This is a genomic window from Pseudomonas sp. LBUM1645, assembly GCF_059716185.1.
The window spans coordinates 1,390,460-1,404,237 of the sequence record NZ_CP166811.1 but is presented as its reverse complement, the minus strand read 5'-3'; the positions used below and the strand labels follow the sequence as shown (position 1 = coordinate 1,404,237).

At 59.6% G+C, this 13,778-nt stretch carries 11 protein-coding genes; 4 read left to right on the top strand and 7 right to left on the bottom strand.

Features of this window, described 5'->3' with window-relative positions; all coding sequences use genetic code 11:
• Window positions 1-56: 56 nt before the first annotated feature.
• Together ACA079_RS06070 and ACA079_RS06065 are read right to left on the bottom strand one after the other, a co-directional pair.
• Entirely contained in the window at window positions 57-899 is an 843-nt protein-coding gene (locus tag ACA079_RS06070; RefSeq protein ID WP_497702905.1) for a mechanosensitive ion channel family protein, read from the bottom strand.
• A gap of 185 nt (window positions 900-1,084) precedes the next feature.
• Window positions 1,085-1,570, bottom strand: a complete 486-nt coding sequence (locus ACA079_RS06065) for a YajQ family cyclic di-GMP-binding protein (protein WP_007906601.1) — start codon at window positions 1,568-1,570, stop codon at window positions 1,085-1,087.
• Window positions 1,571-1,711: 141 nt separating this feature from the next.
• Here ACA079_RS06065 and ACA079_RS06060 point away from each other — a divergent pair, with 141 nt between their 5' ends.
• Genes ACA079_RS06060 through ACA079_RS06050 form a run of 3 tightly spaced genes read left to right on the top strand, consistent with a single transcriptional unit; the run spans window position 1,712 to window position 5,295 of the window.
• Window positions 1,712-2,629: a putative 2-dehydropantoate 2-reductase gene (locus ACA079_RS06060; RefSeq protein ID WP_497702904.1), complete on the top strand. Its 918-nt coding sequence runs from the start codon at window positions 1,712-1,714 to the stop codon at window positions 2,627-2,629.
• A gap of 45 nt (window positions 2,630-2,674) precedes the next feature.
• Window positions 2,675-4,711: a sensor histidine kinase gene (locus tag ACA079_RS06055; protein WP_497702903.1), complete on the top strand. Its 2,037-nt coding sequence runs from the start codon at window positions 2,675-2,677 to the stop codon at window positions 4,709-4,711.
• A 2-nt stretch (window positions 4,712-4,713) separates the two neighbouring features.
• Entirely contained in the window at window positions 4,714-5,295 is a 582-nt protein-coding gene (locus ACA079_RS06050) for a cob(I)yrinic acid a,c-diamide adenosyltransferase (protein ID WP_462004307.1), read from the top strand.
• Between the two features lie 140 nt (window positions 5,296-5,435).
• On the opposite strand, the gene ACA079_RS06045 is transcribed toward ACA079_RS06050, so the two are convergent.
• The 4 genes from ACA079_RS06045 to secA form a co-directional block, all read right to left on the bottom strand.
• Window positions 5,436-6,380, bottom strand: coding sequence for a Nudix family hydrolase (locus tag ACA079_RS06045; protein ID WP_497702902.1), 945 nt, complete (start codon window positions 6,378-6,380; stop codon window positions 5,436-5,438).
• A complete protein-coding gene (locus ACA079_RS06040) occupies window positions 6,377-7,009 on the bottom strand; it encodes a glutathione S-transferase family protein (RefSeq protein WP_497702901.1) in 633 nt (210 codons plus the stop codon). Before ACA079_RS06040 ends, ACA079_RS06045 begins: the two co-directional genes overlap by 4 nt.
• 147 nt (window positions 7,010-7,156) lie before the next feature.
• The gene (argJ, locus tag ACA079_RS06035) at window positions 7,157-8,374 is read right to left on the bottom strand and encodes a bifunctional glutamate N-acetyltransferase/amino-acid acetyltransferase ArgJ (protein WP_123367875.1); all 1,218 of its coding nucleotides are present in this window, start codon (window positions 8,372-8,374) and stop codon (window positions 7,157-7,159) included.
• A gap of 122 nt (window positions 8,375-8,496) precedes the next feature.
• Window positions 8,497-11,232 (bottom strand): preprotein translocase subunit SecA, encoded by a 2,736-nt coding sequence (secA, locus tag ACA079_RS06030; protein ID WP_497702900.1) that lies wholly within the window; start codon window positions 11,230-11,232, stop codon window positions 8,497-8,499.
• A gap of 307 nt (window positions 11,233-11,539) precedes the next feature.
• On the opposite strand from secA, the gene ACA079_RS06025 reads away from it, so the two are divergent.
• Entirely contained in the window at window positions 11,540-11,995 is a 456-nt protein-coding gene (locus ACA079_RS06025) for a DUF721 domain-containing protein (RefSeq protein ID WP_497702899.1), read from the top strand.
• Between the two features lie 107 nt (window positions 11,996-12,102).
• On the opposite strand, the gene ACA079_RS06020 is transcribed toward ACA079_RS06025, so the two are convergent.
• A complete protein-coding gene (locus ACA079_RS06020; protein ID WP_497702898.1) occupies window positions 12,103-13,590 on the bottom strand; it encodes a helicase HerA-like domain-containing protein in 1,488 nt (495 codons plus the stop codon).
• Window positions 13,591-13,778: the final 188 nt, after the last annotated feature.

Below are 13,778 nucleotides of genomic sequence, written 5' to 3'. Positions count from 1 at the left end.
TAACAAACAAAAAGGCCCATCTTCGGATGGGCCTTTTTTTGTTGCCTGTTTGTTACTTACTGCACCGCAGATTCCTGAACCACTCGAATCACCCGCTGTGGAAACGGAATATCGATACCGGCCGTTTTCAATCGATCACGGGACTGTTCGTTGAACATGAACATCACGTCCCAATAATCCGCAGTCTTCACCCAGACTCGCAGGGAAACAGTAATCGAACTGTCGCCCAGAGTAGAAATCACTGCCTGAGGTGCCGGATCAGCCAAAACACGCTCATCTTTGGCCAGGTCCAGCAAAACATGACGGGCCTTCTGCAAGTCCGCTTCGTAATCAACACCCACGTCAAACACAACTTTACGCGTCGGTTGACGGTTCGTGTTGGTGATGATGCCGTTCGACAGGTTGCCGTTAGGCACGATGATGGTTTTGTTATCGCCGGTACGCAGTACGGTGTGGAAGATCTGGATGCTGTCGACAGTGCCGGCAACACCTTGGGCTTCGATCCAGTCACCAATGCGGAACGGGCGGAACAACAGAATCAGCACACCACCGGCGAAGTTCGCCAGGCTGCCCTGCAAGGCCAGACCGATGGCCAGACCTGCCGCACCAATGGCCGCGACGAAGGAAGTGGTTTCGACACCAATCATCGACGCTACGCTGACAATCAGCAGAACCTTGAGAATGATGTTTCCCAAGCTGCTGATGAAGCCTTGCAGCGCGAGGTCGGCGTTACGCAGCGCCAGCAGGCCACCGAGCTTTTGCGTGACCTTGTTGATCAGCCACCAGCCGATGGCCAGGGTGATCAGCGCCAGCAGCACGCGGCTGCCGTATTCCATGATCATCGGAATCCAGGCTTGAGACGCCTTGACCAGGTTGTCCACTTCAGTATTCAAATCCATCTACATTCTCCTGATTTCCGGCCATCCGGCACGCGAAAATAAGCGGCAGAAAAAGACCCGCCGGAATAAACACAATCCCTGTGGGAGCGAGCTTGCTCGCGATTGCGGTGTGTCATTCAACAGTGATGTCGACTGATACGCCCTCATCGCGAGCAAGCTCGCTCCCACAGGTCCCGCCTGAAAGGTCAGTCGCGGAAGTTGTTGAACTGCAGCGGCATATCGAAAGTCTTGGCGCGCAGGGCCGCGATGGCTTCCTGCAAATCGTCACGCTTCTTGCCGGTAATGCGCACTTGCTCGCCTTGAATGGCGGCCTGAACCTTGAGCTTGGCGTCTTTGACATGAGCGACGATTTTCTTCGCCAGCTCTTTGTCGATGCCTTCCTTGAGGACCGCTTCCTGCTTCATCAGCTTGCCCGACGCATAGGCATCCTTGACTTCAAGGCACTGCACGTCGATTTTGCGCTTGACCAGGGCCAGCTTGAGGATCTCAATCATCGCTTCGAGCTGGAAATCGGCTTCAGCGGTCAGGTTGACGGTCAGGTCCTTTTCCTTGAACTCGAAGGTGCCTTTGCCTTTCAGGTCATAACGGCGATCGAGTTCCTTGACGGCGTTTTCGACCGCGTTGGTGACTTCGTGTTTGTCCAGTTCGGATACCACGTCGAACGACGGCATGTAATCTCTCCAATAAAAGGGCATGCTCGATCACGATGGAGCACGCCTGGCTTGCGGTTAAAATCCGCGCTGATTATAACGGGTCTTTCCCATCATTCACTGCGAGCCTCCCATGCGCGCGATAAACAGAGCAAAAAGCTGATGTCCACCACCTGGCATGTTCTGGGCGCCGGCAGCCTTGGCACCTTATGGGCCACTCGACTGGCGCGGGCCGGCGTGCCGGTCAAGCTGATCGTGCGGGACGCTGCACGCTTGCAGTCGTATGAAGCAGCGGGTGGGTTGACGCTGGTCGAACACGGTAAAGCGCAGTGCTATCCGGTGCCAGCCGAGACACCCGACAACAATGAACCAATCAACCGCCTGCTGGTGGCCTGTAAAGCCTACGATGCCGAGAAAGCCGTGGCCCAACTGGCGCCGCGCCTGGCCCCCGACGCCGAGCTGATCCTGTTGCAGAACGGTCTTGGCAGCCAGGACGCCGTCGCCACGCAGGTGCCGCAGGCTCGCTGCATTTGTGCGTCGAGCACCGAAGGTGCCTTTCGCGATGGCGACTGGCGCGTGGTATTCGCCGGCCACGGTTACACCTGGCTGGGGGATGCCGGGCATCCCGTGGCGCCGATCTGGCTGGATGACGTGAGCGCCGCCGGTATTCCCCACGAGTGGAGCACCGACATTCTGACCCGGCTGTGGCGAAAACTGGCGCTCAACTGTGCGATCAATCCGCTGACCGTGCTACACGATTGCCGTAATGGCGGTTTACAGGAACACCACTGCGAAGTCGCTACCCTTTGCGGCGAATTGACCGAGTTGCTTGAGCGGTGCGGTCAACCGGCAGCGGCCGAGGACCTTCAACAAGAAGTCGAACGGGTGATTCACGCGACCGCCGCCAACTACTCGTCGATGTACCAGGACGTCGCGAACCAGCGCCGGACCGAGATCAGCTATCTATTGGGTCATGCCTGCAAAGTCGCCGCGAGGCATCAGTTGAACCTGCCACACCTCAATCAACTTGAGCAAAGGTTGATCACCCATCTGCACAGCCTTGGATTGCCCAGCGACTGAGCAGCGGCTACGCTGGCCACTTGTTCCTTTTCAGCGATGAACCTGATGCCATTGCGCCAGCGCCTTGAAAACCTTCCGGTCGGCCAGAAATTGCTGGCCGCCCTGCTGGTGCTGTTGACCACCGTCCTGCTGGTCGCCAACCTGACCTTTATCAGCGCCGCGTACTACATATCCCAGGAAAGCATGGCACCTCAGGCCTTGCAGACCATCGGCCGCCTGGTGTCCAACCCCAGCCTGGTGTCCGAAGCCTTGCAGTCACCGCAAAGCGCCGAACGCCTGCTCAACGAACTCAACAGCTATTCACCGTTGCGCGCGGCGGCTCTTTATGACGGCAAGGGCGAGCGTCTGGCGCAGTTGCAACATGGCGAAAATCTGAGCCTGCCAACGCGTTACCGGCACATTGAATCCTGGCAAGCCACCGAGTTTCGCAGCAATCAAATCATCACCCTGCCCCGCCCCGGCACCGCGCCCGGCCACCTGTTACTGGTCGCCAGCAGCGAACTGCCGATGGCGTTTTACACCGGCACCCTGACCGCCAGCCTCGGAATTCTGATTTTCAGTGTGCTGTTGTGGCTGGTGATCGCCCGGCAGATCAAACGCCTGATCACCCGGCCAATTCATCAGTTGGAAGAGTTGTCCCGGCAAGTGACCCGGGAAGAGAACTACGCCCTGCGTGCCTCCCGCGGCAACCATGACGAAATCGGCAGCCTCGCCGAAGCCTTCAACACCATGCTCTCGCGGATCGAAGCCCGGGAGCAGCAACTCAAACGGGCCCGGGACGATTCCCAGGCCGCGTATGACCAGGCTCAGGGCCTGGCCGAAGAAACCCGTCATACCAATCGCAAACTGGAACTCGAAGTTCAGGTGCGCAGCAAGATCGAGAAGAAGCTCACCGGTTTCCAGAACTACCTCAACAGCATCATCGATTCCATGCCATCGGCGCTGATCGCCCTTGATGAACAACTCTACGTGACGCAGTGGAACCAGGAGGCCAGCGCCCTCTCCGGCACGCGCCTCGACGAAGCCTTGAATCAGCCGATCTTCCTTGCCTTCGAACCGCTCAAACCGTTTCTGCCGCAACTCAAGCAAACCGTCGAGCAGCACACAGTGGCCAAGATTGAACGGGTGACGTGGCTCAAGGACGAAGAACCCAAGCACTACGCGCTGACGTTCTACCCGCTGATGGGCGGTGCCGGGCGTGGTGTGGTGATCCGGATCGACGACATCACTCAGCGCCTGTCGCTGGAAGAAATGATGGTGCAGTCGGAAAAAATGCTCTCGGTCGGTGGCCTTGCCGCGGGCATGGCCCACGAAATCAACAACCCGTTAGGCGCGATCCTGCACAACGTGCAGAACATTCGCCGACGCCTTTCGCCTGATCTGCCGAAGAACCTCGAACAAGCCGAGCAAACCGGGATCGCGCTGGAAACGGTCAACAAATACCTGCAAGCGCGCGAAGTGCCGCAGTTGCTCGACGGCATTCAACAAGCTGGCGCCCGGGCGGCAAAGATTGTCACGCACATGCTCAGTTTCAGCCGCCGCAGTACCCGGCAAATGGCCCCGTGCGACTTGCCGGCGCTGATCGATCAGGCGGTAGAAATTGCCGGCAACGACTTCGACCTGGCGATCGGTTTCGACTTCAAGGGCCAGGCGATCATTCGCCAGTTCGATCCAGCGTTGGGCCCGGTGCCCGGCACTGCGAACGAACTGGAGCAAGTGCTGCTCAATCTGTTGAAAAACGCCGCTCAGGCGATTCACCAACGTGAAGACGACCGCGAGCCGGGACGGATCATTCTGCGCACCAAGCTGAACCCGCCGTGGGCGGAAATCCAGGTTGAGGACAACGGCATCGGCATGAGCGAGAACGTGCGCAAACGCACTTTCGAGCCGTTCTTCACCACCAAGGAAATCGGTCAGGGCACCGGCCTTGGCCTGTCGGTCTCGTATTTCATCATTACCAACAACCACAAGGGTCAGATGGAAGTGCAATCGACCCTGGGCCAAGGCACGTGTTTCACCTTGCGCCTGCCCTTGGCGGGCACCCCGCTCGTCTCTCAAGAACTCAATCAGCTATCGAGGTAACCATGGGCTTTCGCTTGTCGAAGATTTACACCCGCACCGGCGACAAAGGCGAAACCGGGCTGGGCGACGGCCGCCGCGTGCCCAAGGACCATCCGCGGATCGAAGCCATTGGCGAGGTCGATACGCTGAACAGTCAGGTGGGTGTGCTATTGGCCGGGTTGGCGGCGGAAAGTGGCACCTACCCAGGATTGAACGAGGTGATCGAGGTTTTGGCGCCCTGCCAGCATCGGTTGTTTGATCTGGGCGGCGAGTTGGCGATGCCGGTGTATCAGGCACTGAACACGGCAGAAGTTGAACGTCTGGAAGCGGCGATCGATGTGTGGAATGAAGAACTGGGGCCACTGGAGAATTTCATTCTGCCGGGTGGTTCGGCGTTGATTGCCCAGGCTCATGTGTGCAGAAGCCTGGCGCGTAGTGCCGAGCGACGGTGTCAGCATTTGAATGCCGTCGAACCGTTGGCCGGGGTTGGGTTGGCGTATATCAATCGGTTGTCGGACTTGTTGTTTGTGGTGGCGCGGTTGATTGCCAAGCGGCAGGGGATTGCCGAGATTCTTTGGCAGCCGGCGGCCAAACCTGGGGTTTAGTCGGCGCCTGTCAGGACGCCATCGTCGGAACGCCGCCCGGAGCAAGCTCGCTCCCACATTGATCACGGTCCGTCTGGAAGAACTCGGTCAAATGTGGGAGCGAGCTTGCTCGCGATGAGGCCAGTAAACTCACCGCAGAATCAGGCCCCAGGCCAAAACGCCCGTATCCCCGCCACACCCTGTGCACCCGATTCCCAGGCTTTCTGAAGATCCACCGGGCCAACACCACCGAGCAAGAACACCGGTTTGCTGAAACCTTCGATCAACGCTGAAGCCTGTTCCCAACCCAGTGGCTCAGCCCCCGGATGAGTCAGGGTCGGCTTCACCGGCGACAGGGTCACAAAATCCACACCCATCTGCTCGGCCAACGCCAGCTCTTCAGCGTTATGGCAGGACGCCGCCAGCCAGCGCGACGCCGGTAACGGGCGCCCAGCCGCCGCGTACTTGCGCAGTTGCGCGGAGGTGATGTGCCAACCGGCGGACGGGAAATCTCCCAGCCATTCGAACGGTCCCTTGATCATCAACTGCGCCTTGCCAGCACACAGCCCCGCCGCGTCCACCGCCAGATCGCGGTACTTCGGATCGTAGCCGTTGGGCGCCCGCAACTGGATCAGCTTAATGCCGCCGGCAATGGCTTTCTGGATACCGCGCAGCAAGGCCGGGGTTTCCAGGTCTTCCGGGGTAATCAGGTACTGCGCCGGTAACCGTGCAGCCGCAACGATCGGCTGGTTGGCCGCCGGGAATTCGTAGTTCAGCAGATCCCGGGGCGCGACCCATTCCAACGGCTGGCCTTCGGCGCCGTGCGGTTCGCCGGTAAAGGCCGACACTTCCCAAACGTCCAGCAGCACTTGCTTGTCCGGGTAATCGTGCCGGACCTTGATCAGCGGCCGTGCCGCGTTAACCACGATGCCCAACTCTTCATGGAGCTCGCGAGCCAGGGCGGTTTCGACGGATTCGTCGGCCTCGACCTTGCCACCGGGGAATTCCCAAAGGCCGCCCTGATGCTGGGTGTCGGCACGGCGGGCAATGAGGACCTTGCCACTGCCATCGCGGATGACAGCGGCGGCTACGTGTACTCGCTTCACTGCCCGACCTCCTCCAGACCCGCCTTCCGCCAAGCCTTGAAGGCCGGCCATTGGTAGATGGTTTCGACGTAGGCCGCGTCCGCCGCGGGCAGCCTCACCTGATAAGTGCGCAGGCGCACGGCGATCGGTGCGAAGAAGGCATCGGCCAGGGTCGCGCCGCCGAACAGGAACGGACCGGTTTCGGTGGCGGCGGCGCGGCACTCGGCCCACAACGCCAACATACGCTCAATGTCGGCCTGAACGTCAGCCGGTGCCGGCGACAGCGCAGCGTCGTGGCTCAGGTCGAATGGCATATTGCCGCGCATGGCGAAGAAACCGCTGTGCATCTGCGCGCAGGCCGAACGGGCCTGGGCGCGGGCGGCGGTGTCTTTGGGCCAGAGGCCGGAGTCGGGGAACTGCTCTGCCAGATACTCGGCAATCGCCAGGGAATCGGCGATGGTGCCGTGTTCGGTTTTCAACAGCGGGACTTTCGCGGTCGGCGAGTGCTTGAGCAGACGCTCACGCGTATCCGGCTGGTTCAGCTTGATCAGTTCTTCGGTGTAAGGGGCGCCAGCCAGGTCGAGGGCCAACGCGCCGCGCAGGGACCAGGAGGAAATCAGTTTGTCGCCGATGATCAGGTGAAGGCTCATGTTCGGGACCTTTTGATGGAGGAAACAAGCCAGTCTAAGTAGTGACTGACAGACCGTCATCGCGAGCAAGCTCGCTCCCACATTGGTTCGAGGTGTACACAAATCTAATGTGGGAGCGAGCTTGCTCGCGATTGCAGCGACTCGGTCTTAAGTGCGGTATTCGGCGTTGATTTTCACGTATTCGTGGGACAGGTCGGTGGTCCAGATGGTTTCGCTGCAATCACCGCGACCCAGTTCGATACGGATCGTGATTTCTTCCTGCTGCATCACGGCCGCGCCCTGGGCTTCGGTGTAGGTCGATGCTCGAGCGCCACGGCTGGCGATGCACACATCACCGAGGAACACGTCGATCTTGCTCACGTCCAGATTCGGTACGCCGGCACGGCCCACGGCAGCCAGAATGCGGCCCCAGTTCGGGTCGGAGGCGAACAGTGCGGTCTTGATCAGCGGCGAGTGAGCCACGGTGTAACCGACGTCCAGACATTCCTGGTGATTGCCGCCGCCGTTGACTTCAACGGTCACAAACTTGGTCGCGCCTTCGCCGTCACGAACGATGGCCTGGGCCACGTCCATGCACACTTCGAACACGGCCTGTTTCAGCTTGGCGAACAAATCACCGCTGGCTTCAGTGATTTCCGGCAGTGCAGCCTGACCGGTGGCGATCAGCATGCAGCAGTCGTTGGTCGAGGTGTCGCCGTCGATGGTGATGCGGTTGAACGACTTGTTGGCGCCGTCCAGCAGCAGGTTTTGCAGCACGTCGCGGGAGACTTTGGCGTCGGTGGCGATGTAGCCGAGCATGGTCGCCATGTTCGGGCGGATCATGCCCGCGCCTTTGCTGATACCGGTAACGGTGATGGTCACGCCGTCATGCTGGAACTGGCGGCTGGCACCTTTTGGCAAGGTGTCGGTGGTCATGATGCCGGTGGCGGCAGCTTCCCAGTTGTTGACCGACAGGTCGTCGAGGGCGGCTTGCAGAGCCCCTTCTATTTTCTCGACCGGCAGCGGCTCGCCGATGACACCGGTGGAGTACGGCAGCACCAGGCTGGCGTCGACGCCGGTCAGCTCAGCCAGCTTGGCGCACGTGCGTTCGGCGGCGGCAAGGCCTGGTTCGCCAGTCCCGGCGTTGGCATTGCCGGTATTGGTCAACAGGTAACGCACCGGACCTTGCACACGCTGCTTGGCCAGGATCACGGGAGCCGCGCAAAAGGCGTTCAGGGTGAAGACGCCAGCGACCGTGGAACCTTCGGCACAGCGCATGACCACAACATCCTTGCGCCCCGGGCGCTTGATGCCAGCCGAGGCGATACCGAGTTCAAAACCGGCAACCGGGTGCAACGTTGGCAAAGGACCAAGACCAACAGCCATGAATGCGCTCCTTAATAAATGATGTCAGCACCGCTTTCAGGAAGAACGGTGGTTTAAATGGCAAAACGCCGCGACGGCATAAGCCGGTCGCGGCGCGGGTATTTCAGCGTATGAAACGGGTTTTACTGAATCTGCCCGTGGCAATGCTTGAACTTCTTGCCCGAACCGCAGTAGCAAAGTTCGTTACGGCCCAGCTTCTGTTCATTGCGTACCGGCGCGGTGGCAAGGGCGACATCGACCTCTTCACCCAGCAGTTCCGGTTGCTCAAGCCCCGGTGCTTCGTCGTGCTGGAACTGCATGCGTGCAGCCAGTGCTTCGGCTTCCTGACGCAGGCGTTGTTCTTCTTCGATCGGATCTTCGCGGCGAACCTGAACGTGGGACAGCACACGGATCGAGTCGCGCTTGATCGAATCCAGTAGCTCGGAGAACAGCGTGTAGGACTCGCGCTTGTACTCTTGCTTCGGGTTCTTCTGCGCATAACCACGCAAGTGGATGCCGTGACGCAGGTGATCCATGGTCGACAGGTGGTCTTTCCACAGGTCGTCGAGCACACGCAGAACGATTTGCTTCTCGAAGGTGCGCAGCGCTTCGGCGCTCGCCTGCTCTTCTTTCTCGTTGTACGCGGCCAGCAGCTCGGCCATGAGCTTCTCGCGCAGGGTTTCTTCGTACAGGTGATCGTCTTCGTCGAGCCATTTCTGGATCGGCAGCGCCACACCGAAGTCGCTCTGCAACGCCGCTTCCAGACCGGCCACGTCCCACTGCTCAGGCAGCGATTGCGGTGGAATGTGTGCGCTGACGGTTGCGTTGAGCACGTCCTGACGGAAGTCGGCGATGGTTTCACCGATGTTGTCGGCGGCCAACAAACTGTTACGCATGTGATAGATCACTTTACGTTGTTCGTTGTTGACGTCGTCGAACTCGAGCAGTTGCTTACGAATATCGAAGTTGCGGCCTTCAACCTTGCGCTGAGCCTTCTCGATGGCGTTGGTCACCATGCGGTGCTCGATCGCCTCGCCAGGCTGCATGCCCAGGGCCTTCATGAAGTTCTTCACCCGATCAGAGGCGAAGATGCGCATCAGGCTGTCTTCCAGCGACAGGTAGAAACGGCTGGAACCAGCGTCACCCTGACGACCGGCACGACCACGCAGCTGGTTGTCGATACGGCGCGATTCGTGACGCTCGGAAGCAATCACCTGCAAACCGCCCGACTCGAGCACTTGCTGGTGACGTTTCTGCCAGTCGGCCTTGATCTGGGCAATCTGCTCAGGGGTCGGGTCTTCCAGGGTTGCCACTTCCACTTCCCAGTTACCGCCCAACAGGATGTCGGTACCACGACCGGCCATGTTGGTGGCGATGGTCAGTGCGCCTGGGCGACCGGCCTGGGCAATGATCTCGGCTTCTTTTTCGTGGAACTTGGCGTTCAGAACCTTGTGTTCGATGCCTTCCTTCAGCAGCAGCGCAGACATGTGCTCGGAAGTTTCGATGGTTGCAGTACCCACCAGCACCGGACGGCCCTGGGTCATGCACTCCTTGATGTCGTTGATGATCGCCGCGTATTTCTCTTCGGCGGTCAGGAACACCAGGTCGTTGTAGTCTTTACGCGCCAGCGGTTTGTTCGGCGGGATAACCATCACCGACAGACCGTAGATTTGGTGGAATTCGAACGCTTCGGTGTCAGCGGTACCGGTCATGCCGGACAGCTTGTTGTACAGACGGAAGTAGTTCTGGAACGTGGTCGAGGCCAGGGTCTGGCTTTCGGCCTGAATGTTCAGGTTTTCCTTGGCTTCGATAGCCTGGTGCAGGCCTTCGGACAGACGGCGACCCGGCATGGTACGACCGGTGTGTTCGTCGACCAGAACGACCTGGCCATCCTGCACGATGTATTCGATGTTGCGATTGAACAGTTTATGAGCGCGCAGACCGGCATAAACGTGAGTCAGCAGACCAAGGTTGTGCGCCGAGTACAGGCTCTCGCCTTCAGCCAGCAGGCCAACGCGGGTCAGCATGTCTTCGATGAACTGGTGACCGGCTTCGTTGAGCTCGACCTGACGGGTCTTCTCGTCGACGGTGTAATGGCCGGCCTTGGTGACTTCGCCTTCCACTTCTTCGATGTGCAACTCAAGCTGCGGGATCAGTTTGTTGATCTCGATGTACAGCTTGGAGCTGTCCTCGGCCTGACCGGAAATGATCAGCGGGGTACGGGCTTCGTCGATGAGGATGGAGTCGACTTCGTCGATCACGGCAAAATTGAGTTCACGCTGGAATTTTTCTTCCATGCTGAACGCCATGTTGTCGCGCAGGTAGTCGAAACCGAATTCGTTGTTGGTGCCGTAGGTAATGTCGGCAGCGTAAGCCAGACGTTTCTCTTCCGGCGGCTGGAACGGCGTGACAACACCGACCGACATTCCGAGGAATTCGTAGAGCGGACGCATCCAGTTGGCGTCACGACGGGCCAGGTAGTCGTTCACCGTCACAACGTGCACGCCCTTGCCGGACAGCGCGTTGAGGTAAACGCCCAGTGTTGCCACCAGGGTCTTGCCTTCACCGGTACGCATTTCCGCGATCTGGCCTTCATGCAAGGTCATGCCGCCGATCAGCTGGACGTCGAAGTGGCGCATACCCATGACGCGCTTACCGGCTTCGCGGGCGACCGCAAAGGCTTCTGGCAGCAGCTTGTCGAGGGTTTCCCCTTTGGCGATGCGGGCCTTGAACTCATCTGTCTTGGCACGCAATTGATCGTCCGAAAGGGCCACCATTTGCTCTTCGAAGGCATTGACGAGTTGCACCGTCTTGAGCATGCGTTTGACTTCACGCTCGTTCTTGCTTCCAAAAAGTTTCTTTAACAAAGGCGCAAACATATCGGCAGGATCTTCCACACTAAAGGGATGGAGGGCGGCCCCGTGAGTCGCCCGAGCAGCCCTCATGGCCGCATGCGAACGAGCATTCTACCCGGAAACGATGGTGAGGAAAGTGGCGTTATTCCACGATGCTGGCACAGCGCTGTGACGGGGCTCACTTAAAATAAGGGCTTTTTGCTCAACTTCAAGCCATTCACGGCAGAAGTTACTTGTTGATTTAATGGGTAAAGCGCTCGCAAAGCAATGGCTCGGGTGCATCCGGTGCTTTCTGCTACCATGGCGGCTCTGTTACTTCAGGTGTCTGATCATGGCATTTCGCCCTCTTACGGCCAGAGCACCCGCCGTCCTGCTTCGCGAAGCCAAACCGCTGAAAGCCATCTTCGGCCACGCTCAACGCCTGGGTCATTTACAACGTCTGCTGGAAAGCCAATTGCAGCCCGCCGCCCGCGAGCATTGCCATGTGGCGTCGTGGCGCGAAGGCAGTTTGTTGCTGATAGTGACCGACGGTCATTGGGCAACCCGCCTGCGTTATCAGCAAAAGCGTCTGCAACGGCAACTACAGATGTTCGACGAATTCGCCAGTTTGACGCGGATTCTGTTCAAGGTTCAACCGCCCACGGTTCAGCAAGGGGCGGCCGGCCATACCATCAGCTTGTCGCCTGATGCAGGCGCGACCATTCAGGCCACAGCCGACGGGATCAGCGATCCGAATCTTCGGGCGGCGCTGGAACGCCTTGCGGCTCACGCTAAACCCAAAACCTGAGATCACCGATTTCTGTAGGAGCATGGCTTGCCCGCGATGGAAGCGCCGCGGTGAAACAGATACACCGCGTTATCGTTCATCGCGGGCAAGCCATGCTCCTACAGGGTTCAGCGGCGTTTGCTGCCGCCGAGCAGCGAGCCCATCAAGCCGCGTACCAACTGTCGGCCCAATTGATTGGCCGCCTGGCGCATCGCTGATTTCAGTGCCTGCCCCGCCGCGGTGCCGAGGAATTCCCCGGCCTTGTCGGTGAAGCTTGGCTCTTCGGCTGCCGGTTTGCCCGGAACAGCATCAGGCTCTGGCGCCAACCCTTTGCGCCCCATCAACACTTCATAAGCCGATTCGCGATCAACGGGTTTGTCATACCGCCCCTTGAACGGCGATCCCGAGATCAGCGCTGTGCGTTCAGTCTCGCTCAGTGGCCCGATCCGCGATTGCGGCGGTGCCACCAACACCCGCTGGACGATCTCCGGCGTGCCCTTGTCCTGCAACGTGCCGACCAGCGCTTCGCCAATCCCAAGCTCGGTCAGCACCGACAAGGCATCGAACGCCGGGTTCGGCCGGAAGCCTTCGGCCACTGCTCGCAGGGATTTCTGCTCCTTGGCGGTGAACGCGCGCAAGCCATGCTGAATGCGCAGGCCAAGCTGAGCCAACACGTCATCCGGCAAGTCGCCCGGCGATTGGGTGACGAAATACACGCCAACGCCTTTCGAGCGAATCAACCGCACCACTTGCTCAAGACGATCCTGCAAAGCCTTTGGCGTACCGGCGAACAATAAATGCGCTTCGTCGAAAAACAGCGCCAGCAGCGGTTTGTCCGAATCGCCGCGCTCTGGCAGTTGCTCGAACAGTTCGGCCAGCAGCCACAACAGGAACGTTGCGTAGACCTTCGGCGCTTCGTGCACCAGACGGCTGGCATCGAGTAAATGAATGCGCCCGCGCCCCTCCGCGGTCGGCTGCAGAATGTCTTCCAGTTGCAGCGCAGGCTCACCGAACAGCGCTTCGGCACCCTGCTGTTCCAGGGTCGCCAGACGCCGCAACAGCGCCTGACTGGAACCGGTGGTCATCAGCGCGGCGTCGTCACCGAGCAATTCGGGGTTGTCACGCAGGTGATTGAGCAGTGCCTTCAAGTCCTTGAGGTCCAGCAGCAACAGCCCTTCACGGTCCGCCACCTTGAACGCGGCGTACAGCGCCGACTGCTGACTGTCGGTCAGCTCCAGCAGGCTGCCAATCAATAACGGCCCCATTTCGCTCAAGGTTGTGCGCAACGGATGACCGGACTGACCGTGAATGTCCCACAGGGTCACCGGATACGCTTGAGGCGTGTGGTTCAACCAGGGCATCCCGGCGATCCGCTCGGCGATCTTGCCTTGAGGGTTGCCGGCGGCGCCCAGACCACACAGGTCACCCTTGATATCGGCGGCGAACACCGCCACGCCGGCATCGCTGAATGCTTCTGCCATCCGTTGCAAGGTGACGGTTTTGCCCGTCCCGGTAGCGCCCGCGACCAAACCATGACGGTTCGCCAGACGCATGGCCTGGGCAATGGGCTGCCCGGCGAGATCGGCACCGATAACGAGTTGCAATGAGTCAGGCATTTTGTCACCCATGGTTAATCTTTGATCCTTCACGGCCGATAGAAATAAGCGAGAGACCCAATTGAAAGCAAGGTCCGACATTCCCCTATGGAGAGCAGGAATTACCGACTCGCTCCGTTGCGCACTCATTTTGCGCGCATTAACAGCAACGCGCCCCGAACAATAAGACCTTAGCGGACCCCTCGAGC

Excerpts from the sequence above, each read along its gene's own strand:
- ACA079_RS06070 (WP_497702905.1), bottom strand. The coding sequence starts at position 899 with ATGGATTTGAATACTGAAGTGGACAACCTGGTCAAGGCGTCTCAAGCC.
- ACA079_RS06065 (WP_007906601.1), bottom strand. The coding sequence starts at position 1,570 with ATGCCGTCGTTCGACGTGGTATCCGAACTGGACAAACACGAAGTCACC.
- ACA079_RS06060 (WP_497702904.1), top strand. The coding sequence starts at position 1,712 with ATGTCCACCACCTGGCATGTTCTGGGCGCCGGCAGCCTTGGCACCTTA.
- ACA079_RS06055 (WP_497702903.1), top strand. The coding sequence starts at position 2,675 with ATGCCATTGCGCCAGCGCCTTGAAAACCTTCCGGTCGGCCAGAAATTG.
- ACA079_RS06050 (WP_462004307.1), top strand. The coding sequence starts at position 4,714 with ATGGGCTTTCGCTTGTCGAAGATTTACACCCGCACCGGCGACAAAGGC.
- ACA079_RS06040 (WP_497702901.1), bottom strand. The coding sequence starts at position 7,009 with ATGAGCCTTCACCTGATCATCGGCGACAAACTGATTTCCTCCTGGTCC.
- argJ (WP_123367875.1), bottom strand. The coding sequence starts at position 8,374 with ATGGCTGTTGGTCTTGGTCCTTTGCCAACGTTGCACCCGGTTGCCGGT.
- secA (WP_497702900.1), bottom strand. The coding sequence starts at position 11,232 with ATGTTTGCGCCTTTGTTAAAGAAACTTTTTGGAAGCAAGAACGAGCGT.
- ACA079_RS06025 (WP_497702899.1), top strand. The coding sequence starts at position 11,540 with ATGGCATTTCGCCCTCTTACGGCCAGAGCACCCGCCGTCCTGCTTCGC.
- ACA079_RS06020 (WP_497702898.1), bottom strand. The coding sequence starts at position 13,590 with ATGCCTGACTCATTGCAACTCGTTATCGGTGCCGATCTCGCCGGGCAG.